The following is a 19,805-nucleotide window of genomic DNA, read 5'->3' on the forward strand; positions in this document are numbered from 1 at the left end:
GATGACGTATTAATTAAGCCAATTTGTTATACATAATGTAATTCTATATATTTGTTAAAATATTCTTAATGAAATTGAGGGAGCCGTATAAAAATAGTTACCAAATCCTAACTCAGTATGTTCTGAGAACCCCATTAGCGCCATTTAATTTCTATCAAAACACCCTAAGTAAAGACTTATCATCAGACTCGATTTTTCATCAAGTTCTTAAAAACCCTGTTCTAAGAGAAGGGATTTACTTGGCTTCACCAGAGTTATATGCTCAGATTATAAAATGGGAAAAAGGCTTTTTAAAAGATGCCAAGAAAATAGAACGATTAAAGGTTGCAATTTTAAAATACACTACAAGAATCACGACACGATGCACGCCTTTTGGGCTTTTTGCTTCTTGTTCTTCAGGCAGCTTTGGAGAAGCTACTAAAGTTATCTTACAGGATCAAAGTACCTACAAGCGCTGTACAAGATTTGACACCACTTTTCTAGCACAACTCTCTCAGATTTTACTAGAAGATAAAGCACTTCAATCAGAATTACTGTTTTACCCTAATACGAGTTTATATAAGATCAACGACCATTACAGGTATGTAGAATACCGTATCCATCATAAGAGAAGATCCTATTCTCTTGAAGGCATCATAAAGACCGATGTATTAGAATTGATTATAGCACAAGCACAATCAGGTAAAACCATAAAAGAGCTGGCAATTTTATTAGTAGATGAAGATATTAACTTACAAGAAGCTATAGATTTTATAGAACAACTGATCCATCATCAAATACTAGTTTCAGAATTAGAAATCACTCTAACTGGAGAAGATTATTTGACCCGTTTAATGGATCGATTAAAGAAATTACCCGCCTCTAAAGGCACTTATAAAAAACTATTAGAACTTCAAAAAAGCTTAAACAGACTGGATCATACAATAGGTAATACCATAGAACATTATAAAAAACCTATAAAAATCGCTCAAGAATTAGTGCCAGACCTGGATACCAAATATTTATTCCAGACCGATTGTTTTTCTATATCACATCACAATAGTTTGAGCAAGGACATAAAAAAACAACTTCACAAAGCCTTCTTATTATTCAATAAATTAACAGTGGCATCTACTGGGAGGAATTTAGTTGACTTTAAAACTAACTTTACCAAACGTTTTGAAGAGTCAGAAGTCCCCTTGCATCTAGTACTTGATGCAGAAACTGGAATAGGTTATGGTTCCAAAAAAGAAGACAGCAACTCCATACTAGATGATCTTCAAGTAGGCCATACAAAACCAAAACGCTACCAGCACATAATATGGACCGATATAGATCATATAATCCATAAAAAATTGATAACTGCAACCCAGCAAAACAACTATGTTCTTTCATTAAAAGAGGAAGATTTTAAAGACATAACAGTTAATTTCTCCGATTTACCAGACACCCTATCTTCTATTATAGAGGTCTATAAGGAAGACCAACTGTTTATAAAAGGAGCTGGAGGTAGTAGTGCTGTGAATTTGTTAGGCAGGTTTAGTCATGGAACACAAGAATTATTAGATCAGGTACATCATATAGTAGGTATAGAAAAGCAAATCAACAAAGATGCGATACTGGCAGAGATTGTTCATTTGCCAGAAGCGAGAACAGGTAACATATTACAACGCCCTCGTTTTAGAAATTATGAAATCCCATACTTAGGAAAATCCAGTGTGCCAGAAGAATTTCAAATTCCCATAGAAGATTTATTCATATCGGTAAAGAATAAAAAGATTGTTTTAAGATCCAAAAGACTCAACAAACAGATCATCCCTAGGTTGGGGAACGCCCATAATTACAGTGGTAGTTCTTTACCTATTTATCAGTTTCTCTGTGAGTTGCAAAGTGAAAACAAGCGCTCTTGGATAGGTTTTGAATGGAACGAGATTCATAAAAATCTGAGCTTTTTACCTAGAGTCACTTGTGAAAATATGATTTTTTCAAAAGCGAGATGGAATATAGAAACAGCCACTTTTAAAGCTATTTTAAAAGAACAGGACATCATGAAAGCCATAAGCAAATGGCAATCTTCCTTACAGCTACCAGATCAAGTAGAGCTTATAGAAGGAGATAATAAATTGTTGATCTATTTAAAGAGCAAAGCTTCTGTAAACATGCTGTTGCATACTGTTAAAAGTAAATCGAATTTTAGACTAGAGGAATTTCTGTTTGAAGAAAAAGCTGTGGTAAATGATCAAAAAGGAAACTCCTATTGCAATCAATTTGTAGTATCCTTTTATAATAAGGACCAACTAAAACGAATGGATTATGATGGAGAACATTAATTATAACTGTTCCGCTTTCGCGAAAGCGAAACATCATAAACAATAGAGCATCAAAACTAAAAAAGCAACCCATTTCTTGCACCAGCCTATAATGACAGAAAAAACCGTAGATAAAACATTTTCAATAGGTACAGAATGGATCTATTACAAAATATACTGCGGTGTAAAAACAGCCGATGAGGTATTGCTACAAGTCATAAAACCAATTTGCACCAACCTGTTAAAAGATAAATGTATAGATAAATGGTTTTTTATAAGGTATGCTGATCCAGACCCCCATTTAAGACTGAGGTTCCACATCACTTGTGAAGAAAGCATCTCTAAAATCATACTTATGATGCGTGACTCTTTAGATCTGTATTTAGAGAATAGACAAATATGGGACGTACAACTGGCAACCTATCAAAGAGAATTAGAGCGGTATGGAACACATACTATGACAAGTGCTGAATCTGTGTTTTTTTATGATAGTGAGCAAGTCCTATGTATGATAGAACAATCTACAAATGATGAAGAACGATTGGTGCACGCATTTCATTGGGTAGAAGAACTCATAGGTTTATTCCAATTAGCGGACATAGCGCAAATCGCTTTTTTAGACCGTATGCAGCTACAGTTTAAAGAGGAGTTTGAAGTAAAAAAACAGACGACTAAACAGTTGAACTTAAAATATAAGAATCTAGAGAAACGCTTGTTCCAGAGCTCTTCCATAAGGGCTAAACAGGAGGTATTATTAAGTGCCGTCATAAAAAGCATTCGAGATGCAGAGAAAAATAATCTTTTAGATGTATCTTTAGAAGACTTGATTTCCAGCTATATACATATGAGCATCAATAGGATTTTTAGATCACAACAACGATTACACGAGATGCTTATCTACAGTTTTCTATACAAAAAACACAAATCTAAAATGGCAAGGTATGGGAAATTATAATATAACAATTCTAGCGATTTTATGTTTTTGTTGTTCTTTTATAGCCATGGGGCAAAAAGTTGTAGATACTTTGAGGGATAAAACATATAATGAATTATTTACCCTGATAAACCATGCGAAGAAATTTGAGGAATTTAATTTGCTTTCAGATGCTTTAATTAAAAAAGCAAAAAATGAAGATAATACTGAATATTTAATTGGCGGCTATAATGTGAAGGCTTATATATATAATGACTATACAATGATTAAGTACTGTGATAGCATTATTGAGCTCTCAAAACCTGATATGAAAGACTCATATTTAATGCAAGCATATAAATTAAAAGGAGGTTACTATTTTAACTTAAAGAACTACCCTAAGGCGCTTGATAACTACCTGAAAGTTTCTTTTTATGCACAAAAGTTAAACAATTCAAAGTACATTTTTAAATCAAAATATGATTTAGGAATATTAAAAAGAAAAATCAATGAAAAAGAAGAAGCGTTGAAGCTTTATAAAGAGGTTTATCATTATCACCTTCTAAATAAAAAGACGAATCTGGACACAATAAATTACTTAAGTACGATTACCGCCATTGCTAATATTTATAATGATATGCAGCAAGGCGATTCATCATCCTTTTATAATAAGTTAGGAATGAAAGTAGCTGCAAAATACGGTAAGGAATCTTATGTAAAACACTTCTCTTTAAACGAAGGAGTTTCGCTTTATTATAAAGGACAATTTCCCGCGGCTATAGATAGTCTTGAGAAGCATACACCCTATTATGAAAATAAAGAAGACACAAACAATTTACCTTATGCTTATTATTACTCTGGTAAATCACATCAAGAATTGGGTAATGAAAAAGCAGCTATAAGATACCATAAAAAGGTAGATAGCCTTTTTAAAAAAAATGAAGCGGTATATAATATATCTAGAAAATCCTATGAAGAACTTATTAAGCATTATAGGAAAGAGAAAGACCTAAAAAACCAATTATACTATATCAATCAATTGATAAAAGTAGATAGTTTGTTACACGAGGAAGAACTGTATTTAAGTAAAGGAATCTTTAAAGAATATGATATTCCGCAATTAGAGTCAGAAAAAGAAATGATTCTGCAACAAATGGGCGAAAAGGACTTATTGTTTAAAAAAATAATTCTCGCTTTTACCATCCTACTAGCAATCAGCTTGATAGTTCTTATCTTTCAGTATTATAAAAAAACGGTCTATAAAAAGAAGTTTGACCAAATAATGACTGGAGTAGAAGATCAAAAACTCACAGAAGTTAGTGATGACAAAGACAAAGAACTAAACACCGCCAACACTATAGCAGAACTAGAGATCTCTCAAGAGATCATAAATGGCATTCTATTGGGGCTTCAACAATTTGAAAATCAACAAAAGTATCTATTACTAAATCTCACCCTTAATTCACTAGCAAAAGAGTTAGAAACGAACAGCAACTACCTATCTAAGGTCATCAACCATTATAAAAAACGCTCCTTTTCTAATTATTTAAACTTATTACGCGTCAACTATTTTATTGACTTAGCAAAAAGAGATCCTAACATTAGGAAGTTTACGATAAAAGCTATCGCTAACGAAGTAGGCTTTAGCAACTCCGAATCTTTTTCTAAAGCGTTTTATAAGCATAAAGGAATTAAGCCTTCCTATTTCCTTAAAGAGTTAGAAAACAGCCAACAAACTTAGTCGATATTCATGAATATCGACTAATATCGAGGTTTTAGTTTATAAATACCATCTTTTATTATGTTCATTTGTATGAATCATTTAAATACCTACATCATGAAAAAAAGTAAATTAAGTATCCGAAAGTTTAAAATTGCTACCTTGAACGATCCTTCAAAAATAATGGGAGGAACAGGAACAGGTGCTGACGATGGAGGCACAAATACAGGTAATACCAATGATGGAAAAGAAAGGTGTTTGTTAACATCACTCATAAAAATGCCTGACAATTCAATTGTAAAAAGTTGAATTTTTAAATTGAAATATTAAAAAACACGCCTTGTTAAAGGCGTGTTATTACCAATAATTATATTAGCAAATACCTGTATTATGAAAGATAATTTAGTTTTCGTTTTAATCTTAATAATTAGTGTCTCTTGTAAAACAAAACAAACGTTTGAACCAGTGCATAGTCCTGTAATTAACATACAGGAAATAAAATTAGATGATTTCAAAAACTGGCACTTTAAAGACCTACAATTAGATACGGTTCCAGGTATAAGTTTAAATAGAGCTTATGACAGTCTTTTAACCAAAGACAGAAAGGATCATAAAACAATAGTAGCTGTAATTGACAATGAAACAGATATCAATCATAAGGATCTAGCTCACCAAATATGGGTCAACAAAAAGGAAATTGCAGATAATCAAATTGACGATGATAATAATGGTTATGTTGATGATATCCATGGATGGAATTTCCTAGGGAATGCTCAAGGTGAAAACAATAAATATGTCAATTTTGAATCTACTAGAATTCTAAGAAAATTAACTCCTTACTTTAAGGATAAAGACACAACAAATCTTAATCCCAATGACGCTAAACTTTTTTCATATTATCAAAAGGTTAAAAAAAGACATGAGGTGAGATTAAAATATTTTTTAGCAGAGAAAGACAATTACGATCGCTTATATGATTTTTATTTTGCTGCTGTAAAAGAAATAGCTCCCTATTTTAAGAATAGACCTTATACTTTAGAGGCTATAGATAGTTTAAAGCAATCTAAATCAACCAATATTGATGACTTCCATTTTCTTGTCATGACAGATTGTTTAAAAAATAATATTGACGATTCGTTGGTTCTAAAAGAAAAAAAACATGCCACCAATATGGTTGAAAAATTATTGGTCATAGAATACAATGACCGTGAAATTCAAGGTGATAATCCTGATGACATTACGGATACTATTTATGGCAACAACTTGATGAGCAACAATGTTGAGTTTTTAAATCACGGCACCAAAATGTCTGGTATCATCACTGGAATTTCTAGAAACAATGAAGTTGAAATTATGCCTTTAGCTATTTCGGCCTATGGCGACGAACATGACAAGGATATTGCTCTGTCGATCAGATATGCTGTAGATAACGGGGCTAAGGTTATAAACATGAGCTTTTGGAAAGAATTCTCTCTGTATGAAAATTGGGTTCTAGATGCTATAAAATATGCCGATCAAAATGATGTTCTTATAATCTCCATTGCCGGTAATGACGGCCTTAATTTAAATCAAAATGTAAAATATCCTAACGATAAATTAACTGATGGCACCGAGGTTTCTGATAATTTTATTCTGGTAGGAGCAAGTAACCATAACCTCAATAAAGGATTTGTACCTGGCTATTCCAATTACGGGACCATAGATGTAGACCTATTTGCTCCTGGAAATGAAATTTACACAACTTCTCCTAATAATACATATGTAAATAATTCGGGAGGCACATCGTCATCAGCAGCAGTCACGTCTGGAGTAGCCGCATTGATACGTTCTTATTACCCTGACCTTACCGCATCAGAGGTCAAGCACATTCTTATGGATTCTGGTGTAGAATATACCCTTGAGGTTGCCACACCTACTGAAGAAGATCCAGAAAAAACCACCCCTTTTAATCAGCTGTCTAAATCTGGTAAAGTACTTAATGCTTATAACGCATTGCTTATGGCAGAGCGTATTTCTAAAGGGAAGAGGAAATAAAAATACGCTCAATAACGGTCCCTTTCAGAAGATTGCTGCGTTGCACTCGCAATGACGGTCCTTTCAGGAGATTGCCGCGTTGCACTGGCCTCGCAATGGCAGTTGATTGGGTCATTGCGAGGTACTTTCGCCGAAGCAATCTCTTGCTTGTGCAGTTAAATCGCTCCATGCGCTATTCTCCTTCTCTATTAATGCTATTTTCTTGGCTCTACTGCCTGCTTTTAATTGTTTCTCTCTTCCAATGGCATCTCCTATCATTTGAAAGGCTTCATAGTACACCAACTTGTCTAAATTATACCTCGCTGTAAATGATTTTTTATGGTGTTTCTCTTTATGTTGTTGAATGCGCTGCGTTAAATTACTAGTGATACCTACATACAATGTGGTATTATTTTTATTAGTGAGTATGTAGATATAGCCAGGTTTCATTTTTTATTTCTGTCATTGCGAGCCTCCATTTCGTCATTGCGAGCGAAGCGAAGCAATCTGTTTAATGTGCGTCCCGCACTTCAGGAGCATGGTGTGTATTTAAGAACCACATCTATCCCCTAACCAACCCAATCAGCATCTGTGAGAATTTTAATAAGTAAACGAGAACAAGCATTTTTTAAACACATTGTTAGCAACTGGCTTTATTTACTTAGAGCCTTTAAAATTCTTTCTTCGTTAATTACGATATCTCTAAATAATACGTGTGGAAATTCCTCATATTTTGAAGATTTAAATGCTTCGTGTATTTTGGAAAGAGTAGAAGCTGTCAATAAAGATAGATTCATTTCCGTATCCATTTCGCAGTCATAGACAAAATCGTCACTAAATTCAGGTGCTACAAGTAAAATTTTAACTATTCGCAAGTTGTTTCTTAATGCTAAATTTTGATATGATTTGAGTTGTCTTGAAACAGAACTAAATTTGTTGTAACCCTTTTCCTTACTTGTTTTACATTCAACTATTATAATTTCATTTTTACCTAAATTCAAAAGAATATCCATCATATCCTTTTGTGTGTTCAGTTGATTTTTAAACTTTTCATCTACGTTAAAAGCTAAACCTTTAAAGATAATTTTAGTCAATTCTTCAAACTTAAGTCCAAGCTCACTTTCCTTGATTAAGATTCCGTTTTCTTTTAGCAGATTCAAATTTCTGTAAGCAACATTTTCATAATTTTCTAAGTAAAGATTTTCAACATCTTTGTAGTGGTCAAGAATATTTAGAGTATCGTCTCCACGCAGTTTTATTCCGTTGCCTTTTATGAATTTTGTCAAGTCAGGCTTTTCAAGTAAATCCAAAATATCACGAGGTTTTATATTGAAATCTAATAAGTAACTTGCTGTTAGAACATATTCGTCTTGAAGTTCAAATTGCTCCTTTAAGTCCTTATTTAGATTTGGTGACGATATGTTTAACTCTGTTAACATTTTGTCGAAACCATCAAGCGAGATTCCAACCTTTTCGTCTTTCTCTACATTTTCAAAATATTCAATTAAGCTGCTTATTTTATCTTCTAAGGTACTCCCTTTTAAATTTTGAATATTTAAGCTCTTTTCACAAAGTTCGTTGAGTGTTTTTTTCTTTTCAGTTAGGGTAATTCCATCTTTATATATGTCGTTGAAAAGTAACTCTGTGAAGGAAATTCCTTCTTTAATTATTTTCTCAATTTTTTGAGAGGCAGATAATTTTCTGTCAATATTGTGATTTTTGGCTATTTGGTTAATTATTGGCTCCCTAAGAAGTTTTAAAGTTCTTCGGTAAAATTTGTCGGCTACTTCTTTTTGCCTCACTTTCCTTAAAAGTCTTACCATTTCGTCTGCGACATAAATTGTATTTTCTTTTTTTGAATAAAACACAATCCCAAGATTTTTGAGATTATTAATTACATCTTGTATTTCAACTTTTTTAACAGGTAATATAGAATAATTTATTAGCTTAATTTCTTCTTGAGACAACCCTATTTGTTTCGCTAAAGTTAAAATGATAGATAATTCGTCAGATGTTATTTTGGCTTCTCGGTTATTTGCAATGTCGTTTGTATAAGCTACAGATAAACAAGCCTTATAAATTTTATAATCTCTTTTTCTTAAATCACTCAGTTCAGACTTTTCATTTTCTAATTCCGTGTTAAGTGTTTTAATCTTGGTTTTTAGGTTCTTGATTTCATTTTCATACAATCTTGAAAACCAATCTTGTCGCATTATACAATTTCCGTCACGAATAATAATGTCAATCAGTATGTCTAATTGTGAATTAGCTTCTTGAAATTCGCATTTGATGTGGTCGATGAATTCTGTAGATATTAATTCAAATATGTTAGAAATATTTTGATTGTCGACTGTTTTTAAACTCTTGTCAGACGAACTCAATATTTTCTCAATTCCCTTTGCGTTTTTAGGATGTTTTGAGATTATATTATCTATTATTTTAATAAATGAGTTCTTTTCTAGAGAACCAAGCTTGTCTAATATTTTTTCTAACTTCATATTCCTTTGTTTTGTTCTTTTTGTTCATGATATTGTTTTAGATGGTTGCTAACTAGTTCTACCAACTCAAATATCATCTATAGCCCATAAAGATATGGGATAAAAGCATACTTCTAGTCGTGCAGGTGGTGTGGTTTTTAAAAGCCTCCTGTTTTCCTTTTGTTGCTGGTTGGTAAGGGGTATAAATCTATTTCAAAATGTGGTAGGAATCTTACGGTTTACCGTAATCTGTGTAAAGATTGTTGGGTAACAACACCCACTAAAGAAGATCCTGAAAAAACCACCCCTTTTAATCAGCTGTCCAAATCTGGTAAAGTGCTCAATGCTTATAACGCATTGCTTATGGCAGAGCGTATTTCTAAAGGGAAGAGGAAATAAAAATACGCGCAATAACGATCCCTTTCAGGAGATTGCTGCGTTGCACTGGCAATGACGGTTGCTTTCAGGAGATTGCTGCGTTGCACTCGCAATGACTATACAAACAGTTGCTGCTATAGCCTTTTTTTATAGGTGTGGTGTGGGTGTATTGAAGTAGTTGAGGACTGGCAATGCCTTTTATAGGGTGTTGGGAAATAGCTTCTTATAATGCCTAATTTTCTAAATAAATAAACCTATTAACACTTAAAGAAACAGGTGTAATATCTAAAGTTTGTTGACTTCCTGTATTGTTTAAATTGTCTGTAGTAATAACATGATCATGGTCTCCTATAGTTCCTACAGATCTAATTACTGCCCAATCATTTACATTAATATTCGTGTCAGTATTACCACCAGCACTATAACTTCCTATTATATCCAGATCAGCATGATCTCCTTCTGTATTTGTAGAACCTCCTAAAGTAAATAAAGGCAACTGGCTTCTAGCTATTGATCTGTTATTACTTCCGCTTACACTCCCTAATGCTGCACCATTTTGAGATAGATAAGCGTTGTCTGCATTAGGTAAAAGTGATCCTATACCTAAGGCAGTGGCTTGGACTTGTTGGGTGACAGTTAAGGTAGCTTTTGCTCTGCCATCTAACCTGATCCATCCATCGTGGTCCGTTAGTTGAATCCCGGATTTTATATCTCCCGAAGAATTATTGCTACCCATTTTTCCCCACATATTACCATTAAAATAATAAAAACCTACTTCTGTAACATTTCTTGTTTGGGTATTAGTAGCTCCGCTTAAATCTGAAACATAGATTATTATCCCCATTTGGTGCGCACCATAGCCAGTTTTAGCAATAAGCTCCGAACGTAATAATCTTGGAGGTAAAAGCCCATCTACTTCGCTCGCTATACTTGGACTTCCATTTATATCTAGTGTAGATTGTGGGTCTGTTGTTCCAATACCAACTTGTGCAAATAGATTTGCAGAGGCTAAAATCACAAAAATTAGGACACTTAATCTTTTTATTTTTTTATTTTTATTAAAAAACATCTGTAAGGCTGTTACAGATAGCTAGTAGCGTGCAAAATAGCGATTACTATTCGGCTGAACACGACCTAAATTTTTTAATTTTCTTATTGCTTTTTTATCAATAAACCAAATTTGAAAATTTGCCAGTCTTGTAAACACACCTTAAGCTCTGTAATACAAATGATTAGCTGTGGGCTCTATACGGTGAAGTTGTGACTTCGACAACATGGATAATCCGCTCTCTTTTACTACTCTTTTTTCGTTCCATTCTATGAGACCTTAAGATCTCGTTTTTAAGTTGTTGAGACGCCTGTAGCTAGTTCTTTTTTAAATCAATGTTTATGAATAAGTATAAAAAACTTTAGGAGTGAGCATCAATAAAAATGTCTTTGATGTTCCTGGTAGTGCAACAGGTCAACATCAGTACAAAAATGATGCGTTTGGTTTTCTCGCTTTCGCAAAAGCGATATCAAAAAAAATCTTTTTTCGCTTCTTTTGTAAATTGCCAGATGCCCATCTTTTTTGCTTTTGCGGCAATGAAAAATACATCATAGGAATTTATGAGTATAGTGCAGTTGTTGACTAAAATAAAACAAGAATGACAATAACAAAACTTCCTTTAAGGCCAAAAAATGACATTTACAGGAGATATTATTATATATAAAACGATAATAAATGAAATGCACCACCGTCAACGTGCAGAATGTTTTATTGTAAACGCAGTTTTAACAGAGATAATTATTGAACGAGTATTTTGATGACATACATTGAGGTCAATATATAAATACGTATTTTAGAATCAATAAACAGGGCGTATAAAGGAGGTGTTTAAAGGACATAATCTGCTAGAGTTTGCTGATCAGTTTAAAATAGATAAAAACAGTAAAGAGTCTCTAGCACAAATTATGAGGCAAGAGGATTATAGAACCGTAAATGTTCCAACAAGACTCATCAAATTCATAAATATTTTTCCAAAACTTATAACTCTAATTTTTTGACCCCTCTTAAATTTTATTTTTATGCAGATGTTTTGTATTGATAATCAGAGTCTTGATCCTTATTTTAACCAAGCGGTAGAGGAGTACTTCCTCAAAAATTTTGATGATAACATTTTCATGCTGTGGCGCAATGACAACGCTATTATTGTAGGTAAACATCAAAATACGATTGCCGAGATAAACGTAAACCATGTAAAACAGCGTGGGATAAAGGTCGTAAGACGCCTTACAGGTGGTGGAGCTGTTTTTCACGACTTGGGAAACATTAACTATACCTTTATAATGGGTTATGGCGAAGAAGGTGCAAAAGTTGATTTTAAAAAATACAATCAGCCTATTATTGATGTTTTAGCTGGATTGGGAGTAAAGGCTCATTTTTCTGGAAGAAATGATATCCTGATTGATGACCAGAAGTTTTCTGGTAATGCTGAACACATCTATCATAAAAAACAAAGAGTATTGCACCATGGTACGTTGCTTTATGCTTCTGAAATTCAGGACATATCGGATGCCTTGAATGTAAATCCTTTAAAGTTTGAAGGGAAAGCTCGAAAGTCGGTAAGTAGTAGAGTGACAAATATTTCTCGCCATCTAAAAGACGATATTGGCGTAGACCAGTTTCGCCAAAAGGTGATGCGCCACATTACTGAAATGTACCCTGATGCTATTCCTTACCAATTAACTGTAAAGGATAAAGCAGCTATTCAAAAACTAGCGGATGAAAAGTACAGCACCTGGGCATGGAACTATGGCTACTCTCCCAAGTATGGTTTAAAGAAAGGAATAAAAACCAATGGAGGGCATGTGGAGGTGCACCTTAATGTGTATAAAGGGGTGATTATTGAACTCGATATTTTTGGTGATTTCTTCGTGAACCGAGACATAGATGAAGTAAAACAGGCCTTGATAGGAGTGGAGCACCGAGAGGAGGCCGTATTAGAGAAATTAAAGGAAATTAAGAGCAGCGAGTACTTTGATAATATATCAGAAGAGGAGTTGGTCGTATTGTTTTTTTAACTGGGAGTGTTTCTTAAAAATGTAAGGTTGCTGAGCGACCTTTTTTGTATTTATAAAATGCATCACGAGTCAAGTCATATCCCTTGCAAATAGTGAAGATGCTAAAAGGTATTTCTTTTGGGTTATTGTCTATAGATTCCGTTAGTGCTAGATGTTTAGTTTTTTTTTAAGTTCTAAAACATCTTTATAGCCTAATTTATTAGCTGCTACTTTGAGATAACAAGCATCAATAAGCTTATCTAGGTCTTTCCTTATGAGAAGTTCCTTTAGCTGTTTGAACTCCTTTTGCAGGGCTTTATTCGGGTAAGTTCATCGTCTGTTTGCACGAGTACGCGGGTGTTCATTAAATCTTTGCGATTGTACTTTTTTATCCATTCGTTAATGGTACTGGGTTGGATGCCGTAGAGCAGTCCTACCTGTCTTTTAGAGTGGTTTGCATTGGAAAGCTCGTCAAGGACTTGGAGTTTAAAGCTTTCACTATAGCGTCTTACATATCCATCCTTTTTATACACATACATTTGGTTTAGTGTATACATATTTCAGGACGGGTCACAATGCACCACAACGGTTTGAATAAGCGCTTGTTTTAATAGCGTTTATTTTTGTTAGCGGTTTTCATTATTATTTTTAAACTATTATAAATAAGTTTCAATCTAACTTTAAAAAAGATTTTAATTAGAGACCAATCCTTTAATATTTGTTTTATAACAGAAAGTAAAATATCCTTTTTAATGTAAAAATCATCTGCACCTATTATTAACAACAAATAGTAACCTTTCGTTGACATCATATTTCGAATTTTCGAACTTTGATAATTATTTTCAACTGTCAAAATCGAAATATTATATTTTCCAAAGTTAATAGATTGCAATACCTCAAATTCTCCACCCTCAATATCTAAACTCAGGTAATCAATCTTTTTTATATTGAACTTTTGGAAAACCTCATCGAAGGAGTAAGTCCTAATTTCTATTTCTTCCATTTGTCCACCATATTGTGAAATTTCTGATAAGGTTCTTTCCTGATGTCTTGAATCCCTGAACTTACTAATTCCACTTAACATTTCTGAATAACCACTAACCTTTATGAAGGTTGTGTTTTCTGATGTTTCACTAATAGCTCCATTTATTAGATTGCAATTTCTGTTTTTTTTCAACTTTTCAAAAACATCTGGTATAGGTTCAACACAAATCCCATTCCAACCTCTTTCCTTTTCGAAGAAATATGAATTTGAGAATGTAATTCCGTCATGAGCACCTATATCAAAAAAGAAGCCCTTTTTCTTTCGTTTAAGTAATTTATCTATAATAAAGTCTTGACTTGTTTGAGAATAGTATGTCATTATTATTATTATTATTATTTATAAGATTACCGCCAACGGTTATGTATATGGCTCGTAGCGTGCAAAATAGCGATTACTTTTCGGGTAAGCACGAGCCAATTTTTTAATTTTATTATTATCTTTTTTCTCAATAAGCCAAATTAAAAAATTTGGCGAACTTGCAAATATACCTGGACTTCGATTCATCAATTAATTAGCTATGAGCTATATACGTTGTTGTGCCTAGTTATTTATTGGATAATTTACTTTTATTTCTTTACTCATAAGTTTTCCTTTCGAATTGAATGTCTTTTGAATCCAATACTTTTTTCTGTAAATATTTTTTAAGTATTTAGTTAGATTTCCATTTTGGTCATAGTATTCCCATTTGTACCACCTGTCTAATTTATCATAATGGTATTTGATATATGAACCGTCTCTTTGATATTCCGAATTCCAAATTGGTTTTCCGTTTTTAAATTCGCCTTCGAATCTAGTCTTTCCATTTTTGAAATAATCTAATTCGTAATTCTCACAGATGTTTTGGCAATTGTAATATTTTGGTTCAATTTCATTGTCGTACTCAAAGTTATCATTTAACTTTTCAGTTACGTATAGAATTCTCGGTATAGCGATAGTATCGTTTACTCTTAAAACGTTTTTGAATTCAATAATTTCTTCAAAACTTCTTTCAATGTTTTTATCATTAATGGTTACAAATAATTCATACTTACCAGGACTTGGTATTTTTACTTTTAGATTATCGGAAAAATAGGATTCATTTGTTTTTAAATTCTGTAATTCGAATGAAATGCTGTCTTTACTTGTGAGTGATCCACATTGATTTTCAAAATAGTATTCAACTTCTATTTCATTCTGTGAAATCAGAAAATTAGAACAAAGTAATATGATTAATAGGTGTTTCATTTAATTAGGCACAACTAGTTATATCAACTCAAATATAATCCATATACATTTAACATATGAGATAAAAGCATACTTCTAATCATGAAGGTATTGTGGATGTCCTCTTCTTTTTTGTTCTATAGTTCTGTCCATACGTCCGTACAACTCCATACTACTAGTATTCTCAAAGCAGGTGCGCATCATTGTACTTTACCTCTGTTGTTCGTTGGTATAGGGTACAAATCTATTTCAAAATATGGTAGGAATCTTACGGTTTACCGTAATCTGTGTAAAGATGGTTAAGTAGCGAAACCTACTGAAGAGGATCCAGAAAAAACCACGACTTTTAACCAACTGTTCCAATCTGGTAAAGTACTTAATGCCTATAATGCATTGCTTATGGCAGAGCATATTTCTAAAGGGAAGAGGAAATAAAAATACGTGCAATGTCTTTCCTTTCAGGAGATTGCTGCGTTGCACTGGCAATAGTTATACCAACAGTGGCTACTAAAGCCCTTTTTTATTGGCGTGTCGTTTTTATTTTTTCTCCAGTTTAGGTCTGTCCCATTCAGAAATATTAGTTGCAGCTTCGTAGGTTGTACGCAAAAAATCGTGTAATGTTTTTTCTGGATTTTCTGAATTTTGTACATCTTCATATTTTAAGAAAAACTCTCCCATTTCCGGACTATAGAAAGCCTCTTTTGGTAAGACTTTTTGCTCTCCAAAACTTGCGCCACTAGGGTATGCATAAGCATAAAAAACCGGCATGGGAGCATCTTTAGATCCAGGCCAAAAACCGGCACTGCTTACTTCTTGTGAATAGGCTTCCTGCATCACTTCCAATGACATATTGGGCATTCCTCCTTGATGAAGCGGGGCAGCATTTCCTGAGAATCGGGTAACAGCCAAATCAAATGCGCCCCAGAACAGATGGACCGGACTTGCTTTACCAATAAAATCACTTCTGAATTCATTAAAAACTCCATTGGCTTTTAACATAGCCTGCCATAGCGCATTCGCTGCAATTGGATCGTATGATTTGTTAACAGTGTTCTCAGAGAATGGAATTGCAGGATCTATTTCATTTGGCTTGGAGTGAATTTTTATCTCAATCCCAAGACCGGACAACTTTTCAAAAAGCTCCTTATAAAAGTTAGCTACAGTTTTTGGTTTTAAGTCTATCGTTATTGTTTCTGCATTGGAACATTGTATAAGCAGCTTGTGTTTTTTGAAGTCAAAATCTATTTGGAAGATTTGTCCTTGGTATGGAATTCCATGGGTTGAATAGCCGCTCGGTGTTACGTAGAGTGCGGTGTGCCAAGAATGATTTTGCCATGGCATTGTCCTTAGGCGTATTTTACCAACGATTTGAATCCACTGGTGAAGTGTTTCAATGGTGTCTTGCATTTCTGCAAAATTTAAAACCGGCCAATTTTGTTTGTTTTTCATTTCTTTTTTTTAATTAATGCACGCCAACGTGTTGGTATATGTCTCGTAACCTGTCAATTATAAATAGGCTTTCGGTTGAGAACGAGCCGAATCTTTACATCTTACTATTTCAATTTTTTTTATCAATAAACCAAATTTAAAAATTTTCTGGACTTGTAAACACACCTTAACCTCTGTAATACAAATAATTAGCTATGGGCTGTATACGGTGAAGTTGTGACTTGGACAACATTGATAATCCGCTCTCTTTTACTACTCTTTTTTCGTTCCACTCTGTGAGACCTTAAGATCTCGTTTTTAAGTTGTTGAAATGCCAATAGTTAGTTCTTTTTTAAATCAATATTTATGAATAAATATAAAGAAACTTTAGGAGTTGACATCAATAAAGATGTCTTTGACGTTCCTAGTAATGTAACAGGTCAGCATCAGTACAAAAATGATGCGTTTGGTGTTCTCGCTTTCGCGAAAGCGAGATCAATAAAAGGCTTTGCTTCTTACTTGTGATAACCGATGTTTTTCAAAATTTGAGAATATTTCCCTGTACAGCAGTTGTGTCGCTCATGTTCCAACTATAGGAGCGTCAGGCAGCAGCGCTAGAGGACGTTCCAGAATAAGCATTGATAGTTGTAACAAACAAGCTGCTGAAACAATGTGTTGCTTTCGCAAAAACAGGTAGGCCGTATGATAAAACGCCGGTTTCTGTATTGCCTAAATAATATGCTTCAAGTGAATTAAAAAAGGCTCACAGCATCAAATGAATGAATCAGTGAGCCTTGAATAATAAGACCTTAAATTAATAAAGAAAAGAGTTGTTTTTTCACCTCAGCTCTTTGTGAGGCATGGGCTTTTCTAACACCAATAGTATGGAACTCTCCTTTAATTAATTTATTAAAACTCTAAATCAGCAATTAAATCAAATTCGTCATAAATTGCTTTGTCTTTCAATCCATCAAAGAAACTTGTAGAGCCATATCTTACATCAAATTTTGTTCTATCTAATTTTAATGATACATTAGCTTTGTTTCCATAAACTGAAAGATTAAAAGAGACAGTTTCTGTTGTTCCTTTTATCGTGATATCTCCAGTGACTTTATATGAGTTTTTACCTGTTGATTTTACATTGGTAAAGCTTAGTGATGCTGAAGGGAATTTTGCGACTCCAAAAAAATCATCAGATTTTAGATGACCTTCTAATTTTCCTTTGCTCTCCCCTTCTAAATCGGTAACCGTAATAGTAGGCATATCTATTTCAAAACTTCCTCCAGTCAATTTATCTTTGTCAAAATTTAAGTGTCCAGATTTAATTGAGATGGTACCTTCATGAGAACCAGTTACTTTATAACCTTTCCATACAACTTTACTATTACCTTCATTAATTTCTTTTCTATTCTCTTGTGCTGTCGTAAAGGAGAATGTCATAATTGATAGGATTACTAGCGTAGCTAGTTTTTTCATTGAGTTTTTCATTTTATTATTTTTAAATTGTTAATATTATTAATTATGCGCCGTAGTAAAATTTCTCTTTTATTATTTTTCCGTCTTTCCAGTCTTGTACGGCAACCTGGGTGTAATTTTTAATCCCCCAATCTTTATGAGTATAATCAAAATGCCACTCTACCATAGTTGTATTTTCTCCGACGGTTACTTTTAAAGGCTGAGCACCTCTAAATTCTGTAATAGCAGCAAAGAAGTCTTCTTCTCTTTGTCTATTGGCAACTTTTCCTTCAACAATTGGATTGTCGTTTTCTTGCATTACAATATCATCATGGTAAAACTGATCAAAAGCCTCTAGAGCTTTTCCTTCTAGTATCATGTCATTAACTGTGCTGATTTTCTCTAATAATGTATTCATCTTTTTTGTTTTAAATAATATAATACAAATGTCTAAAACAATGAGCCGTTAGAAAATGATGTAGATTATGAAATGATGTTAATCTAGATTAACATCTATTGGTTTTGTATGATTTGGCTCTTTATTTTACTTAAAAACTCTTTAGTAACACCTAGATATGAAGCAATCATATATTGAGGAACACGTTGATCAATTTTAGGATTGGTCTTTTTAAAAATTTGGTAACGCTCTTTAACACTAAGACTGAAATTTCTAATAATGCGTTTTTGCGAAGCCACAAAAGCACGTTCTACGATCTTTCTAAAAAGACGTTCAAGTTTAGGGATCTCTTTATAGAGCTCCTCAAGATTCTTATAAGTAAATTGAATAAGCTCTGTATGCTCTATACATTGCACGTTAAAGTCAGCAGGAGTTTGTGTTATAAAACTTCCTAAGTCAGAGGTCCACCAATCTTCAATAGCAAACAACACAATATGTTCTTGCCCTTCTCCATCCATGTAAAATGTTTTTGTGCATCCAGAGATAATGAAATTTACAGTTTTACAGACATCTCCTTGTTGAGTTATGTATTGATCTTTGAGATAATTTCTATGAACTATTTTGGAAAGTAAAATGGTTTCCTCTTCAACAGTTAAGTTGACAATCTTATTTATGTATTCTAAAAATGGTTTATTATTCATAGGCTTTTTCAGTTTATGCACAACTGCTTGTACCGACTCAAATATAATCTATAGACCTTTCCTATTTTGGATAAAGGCAGTCTTTACTAAAGGCGTTAAAAGTGTGGAGGTATGTAACAGCCGCTCCAAAGGTGGAAGGAACTTAAAAATTGATTTTTTTCTCCGTTGGCTGTTGTGTCTTCCTTTTTTGTGATATAAGATTTAATTAACACAGAGCTTTTAAAAAGTTTTAAAGGACAAATACAGTTAAGTGTTTATTGTGTCGCAAACTGCAAGTTTACAAGATCGGTTTTTTAGCTAGCGAGCGAGCCTAAAAATCACCAAGTATAGCAACAAGTTTTGTTTTAAGCGTTACATCATTAAAAGGCATAACAAGAGATTGATAAAGGTCAACTTTTTCAGATGTAATTACATCATTTGTATTCGTTTGACCTAAAAGCATAAGAAAAGGAGTGTCTTTTAATTTGTTGTCTGCTCGAATTGATTGTAATAATTCAGCGCCTGACACTGGTTCTATGCTCCAGTTAGAAATAACCAAGCTATAAGGTTCATTGTAGCCTTCTCGGAGTTTAGACAATGCACCCGTGGCATCAGTTTCTACAGTAACATTAGTAAATCCCAATCGCTGCAAAAGGTCTCTTACAATTTTACGCGTTGAGCTGTATCTTTCAACTAATAGAATTTTCATTCTTAGATCTACTGCCATAATGCTCTGTTTTATTAAATTTAAAGATGTTTGATCACT

19 protein-coding genes are annotated in these 19,805 nt (G+C 33.4%); 8 read left to right on the forward strand and 11 right to left on the reverse strand.

Going from position 1 to position 19,805, the window contains the following annotated elements; genetic code table 11:
• Window positions 1-68 precede the first annotated feature (68 nt).
• The 5 genes from CW736_RS02045 to CW736_RS02065 all read left to right on the forward strand — a co-directional run bounded on the left by CW736_RS02045 (window position 69) and on the right by CW736_RS02065 (window position 6,955).
• Entirely contained in the window at window positions 69-2,309 is a 2,241-nt protein-coding gene (locus CW736_RS02045; protein WP_101012327.1) for a lantibiotic dehydratase family protein, read from the forward strand.
• Between the two features lie 91 nt (window positions 2,310-2,400).
• Window positions 2,401-3,243: a thiopeptide-type bacteriocin biosynthesis protein gene (locus tag CW736_RS02050; RefSeq protein ID WP_101012328.1), complete on the forward strand. Its 843-nt coding sequence runs from the start codon at window positions 2,401-2,403 to the stop codon at window positions 3,241-3,243.
• Window positions 3,230-4,942 carry a helix-turn-helix domain-containing protein gene (locus CW736_RS02055; protein WP_101012329.1) on the forward strand — a complete coding sequence of 571 codons (1,713 nt, stop codon included), beginning with the start codon at window positions 3,230-3,232 and terminating at the stop codon, window positions 4,940-4,942. The genes CW736_RS02050 and CW736_RS02055 overlap by 14 nt, the downstream gene beginning before the upstream one ends.
• A 96-nt stretch (window positions 4,943-5,038) precedes the next feature.
• Window positions 5,039-5,230, forward strand: coding sequence for a hypothetical protein (locus tag CW736_RS02060; protein ID WP_101012330.1), 192 nt, complete (start codon window positions 5,039-5,041; stop codon window positions 5,228-5,230).
• An 81-nt stretch (window positions 5,231-5,311) separates the two neighbouring features.
• The gene (locus tag CW736_RS02065) at window positions 5,312-6,955 is read left to right on the forward strand and encodes a S8 family serine peptidase (protein ID WP_101012331.1); all 1,644 of its coding nucleotides are present in this window, start codon (window positions 5,312-5,314) and stop codon (window positions 6,953-6,955) included.
• A 111-nt stretch (window positions 6,956-7,066) separates the two neighbouring features.
• Here the strand turns inward: CW736_RS02065 and CW736_RS02070 are convergent, their stop codons facing one another.
• The 3 genes from CW736_RS02070 to CW736_RS02085 all read right to left on the reverse strand — a co-directional run bounded on the left by CW736_RS02070 (window position 7,067) and on the right by CW736_RS02085 (window position 10,858).
• Window positions 7,067-7,384 (reverse strand): GIY-YIG nuclease family protein, encoded by a 318-nt coding sequence (locus CW736_RS02070; protein WP_101012332.1) that lies wholly within the window; start codon window positions 7,382-7,384, stop codon window positions 7,067-7,069.
• 203 nt (window positions 7,385-7,587) lie between these two features.
• Entirely contained in the window at window positions 7,588-9,432 is a 1,845-nt protein-coding gene (locus tag CW736_RS02075; RefSeq protein ID WP_101012333.1) for a hypothetical protein, read from the reverse strand.
• 589 nt (window positions 9,433-10,021) lie between these two features.
• Complete coding sequence (locus CW736_RS02085) at window positions 10,022-10,858, reverse strand: hypothetical protein (RefSeq protein WP_101012335.1); 837 nt, start codon at window positions 10,856-10,858, stop codon at window positions 10,022-10,024.
• 346 nt (window positions 10,859-11,204) lie between these two features.
• Between CW736_RS02085 and CW736_RS02090 the strand changes: the two genes are divergently transcribed.
• Both CW736_RS02090 and CW736_RS02095 read left to right on the forward strand, forming a co-directional pair.
• Window positions 11,205-11,423 (forward strand): hypothetical protein, encoded by a 219-nt coding sequence (locus tag CW736_RS02090; RefSeq protein WP_101012336.1) that lies wholly within the window; start codon window positions 11,205-11,207, stop codon window positions 11,421-11,423.
• Between the two features lie 433 nt (window positions 11,424-11,856).
• Window positions 11,857-12,852 carry a lipoate--protein ligase gene (locus tag CW736_RS02095; RefSeq protein WP_232735394.1) on the forward strand — a complete coding sequence of 332 codons (996 nt, stop codon included), beginning with the start codon at window positions 11,857-11,859 and terminating at the stop codon, window positions 12,850-12,852.
• Between the two features lie 266 nt (window positions 12,853-13,118).
• On the opposite strand, the gene CW736_RS02100 is transcribed toward CW736_RS02095, so the two are convergent.
• The 4 genes from CW736_RS02100 to CW736_RS02115 all read right to left on the reverse strand — a co-directional run bounded on the left by CW736_RS02100 (window position 13,119) and on the right by CW736_RS02115 (window position 16,528).
• On the reverse strand, window positions 13,119-13,388 hold the full coding sequence (locus CW736_RS02100) for a transposase (protein WP_232735395.1): 270 nt from the start codon (window positions 13,386-13,388) through the stop codon (window positions 13,119-13,121).
• A gap of 50 nt (window positions 13,389-13,438) precedes the next feature.
• Entirely contained in the window at window positions 13,439-14,194 is a 756-nt protein-coding gene (locus tag CW736_RS02105) for an FkbM family methyltransferase (RefSeq protein ID WP_101012337.1), read from the reverse strand.
• A gap of 222 nt (window positions 14,195-14,416) precedes the next feature.
• Window positions 14,417-15,100 (reverse strand): hypothetical protein, encoded by a 684-nt coding sequence (locus CW736_RS02110; RefSeq protein ID WP_101012338.1) that lies wholly within the window; start codon window positions 15,098-15,100, stop codon window positions 14,417-14,419.
• Window positions 15,101-15,616: 516 nt separating this feature from the next.
• On the reverse strand, window positions 15,617-16,528 hold the full coding sequence (locus CW736_RS02115; protein WP_101012339.1) for a DUF5996 family protein: 912 nt from the start codon (window positions 16,526-16,528) through the stop codon (window positions 15,617-15,619).
• Window positions 16,529-16,873: 345 nt separating this feature from the next.
• Here CW736_RS02115 and CW736_RS13995 point away from each other — a divergent pair, with 345 nt between their 5' ends.
• Window positions 16,874-17,032, forward strand: coding sequence for a hypothetical protein (locus CW736_RS13995; protein ID WP_157810864.1), 159 nt, complete (start codon window positions 16,874-16,876; stop codon window positions 17,030-17,032).
• A gap of 384 nt (window positions 17,033-17,416) precedes the next feature.
• Here CW736_RS13995 and CW736_RS02120 read toward each other — a convergent pair whose 3' ends face one another.
• From CW736_RS02120 to CW736_RS02135, 4 genes are all read right to left on the reverse strand, one after another.
• Complete coding sequence (locus CW736_RS02120; protein WP_101012340.1) at window positions 17,417-17,995, reverse strand: YceI family protein; 579 nt, start codon at window positions 17,993-17,995, stop codon at window positions 17,417-17,419.
• Between the two features lie 31 nt (window positions 17,996-18,026).
• Complete coding sequence (locus CW736_RS02125) at window positions 18,027-18,380, reverse strand: nuclear transport factor 2 family protein (protein WP_101012341.1); 354 nt, start codon at window positions 18,378-18,380, stop codon at window positions 18,027-18,029.
• Between the two features lie 95 nt (window positions 18,381-18,475).
• The gene (locus tag CW736_RS02130) at window positions 18,476-19,060 is read right to left on the reverse strand and encodes a Crp/Fnr family transcriptional regulator (RefSeq protein WP_101014994.1); all 585 of its coding nucleotides are present in this window, start codon (window positions 19,058-19,060) and stop codon (window positions 18,476-18,478) included.
• Window positions 19,061-19,370: 310 nt separating this feature from the next.
• A complete protein-coding gene (locus CW736_RS02135) occupies window positions 19,371-19,766 on the reverse strand; it encodes a response regulator (RefSeq protein WP_101012342.1) in 396 nt (131 codons plus the stop codon).
• Window positions 19,767-19,805 lie beyond the last annotated feature (39 nt).

Source organism: Nonlabens sp. MB-3u-79 (genome assembly GCF_002831625.1).
Lineage (GTDB): Bacteria > Bacteroidota > Bacteroidia > Flavobacteriales > Flavobacteriaceae > Nonlabens.

Bases quoted from the DNA above. Each gene is read 5' to 3' on its own strand.
- CW736_RS02045 (WP_101012327.1), top strand. From the start codon at position 69: ATGAAATTGAGGGAGCCGTATAAAAATAGTTACCAAATCCTAACTCAG.
- CW736_RS02050 (WP_101012328.1), top strand. From the start codon at position 2,401: ATGACAGAAAAAACCGTAGATAAAACATTTTCAATAGGTACAGAATGG.
- CW736_RS02055 (WP_101012329.1), top strand. From the start codon at position 3,230: ATGGGAAATTATAATATAACAATTCTAGCGATTTTATGTTTTTGTTGT.
- CW736_RS02060 (WP_101012330.1), top strand. From the start codon at position 5,039: ATGAAAAAAAGTAAATTAAGTATCCGAAAGTTTAAAATTGCTACCTTG.
- CW736_RS02065 (WP_101012331.1), top strand. From the start codon at position 5,312: ATGAAAGATAATTTAGTTTTCGTTTTAATCTTAATAATTAGTGTCTCT.
- CW736_RS02070 (WP_101012332.1), bottom strand. From the start codon at position 7,384: ATGAAACCTGGCTATATCTACATACTCACTAATAAAAATAATACCACA.
- CW736_RS02075 (WP_101012333.1), bottom strand. From the start codon at position 9,432: ATGAAGTTAGAAAAAATATTAGACAAGCTTGGTTCTCTAGAAAAGAAC.
- CW736_RS02085 (WP_101012335.1), bottom strand. From the start codon at position 10,858: ATGTTTTTTAATAAAAATAAAAAAATAAAAAGATTAAGTGTCCTAATT.
- CW736_RS02095 (WP_232735394.1), top strand. From the start codon at position 11,857: ATGCAGATGTTTTGTATTGATAATCAGAGTCTTGATCCTTATTTTAAC.
- CW736_RS02100 (WP_232735395.1), bottom strand. From the start codon at position 13,388: ATGTATACACTAAACCAAATGTATGTGTATAAAAAGGATGGATATGTA.
- CW736_RS02105 (WP_101012337.1), bottom strand. From the start codon at position 14,194: ATGACATACTATTCTCAAACAAGTCAAGACTTTATTATAGATAAATTA.
- CW736_RS02110 (WP_101012338.1), bottom strand. From the start codon at position 15,100: ATGAAACACCTATTAATCATATTACTTTGTTCTAATTTTCTGATTTCA.
- CW736_RS02115 (WP_101012339.1), bottom strand. From the start codon at position 16,528: ATGAAAAACAAACAAAATTGGCCGGTTTTAAATTTTGCAGAAATGCAA.
- CW736_RS13995 (WP_157810864.1), top strand. From the start codon at position 16,874: ATGAATAAATATAAAGAAACTTTAGGAGTTGACATCAATAAAGATGTC.
- CW736_RS02120 (WP_101012340.1), bottom strand. From the start codon at position 17,995: ATGAAAAACTCAATGAAAAAACTAGCTACGCTAGTAATCCTATCAATT.
- CW736_RS02125 (WP_101012341.1), bottom strand. From the start codon at position 18,380: ATGAATACATTATTAGAGAAAATCAGCACAGTTAATGACATGATACTA.
- CW736_RS02130 (WP_101014994.1), bottom strand. From the start codon at position 19,060: ATGAATAATAAACCATTTTTAGAATACATAAATAAGATTGTCAACTTA.
- CW736_RS02135 (WP_101012342.1), bottom strand. From the start codon at position 19,766: ATGGCAGTAGATCTAAGAATGAAAATTCTATTAGTTGAAAGATACAGC.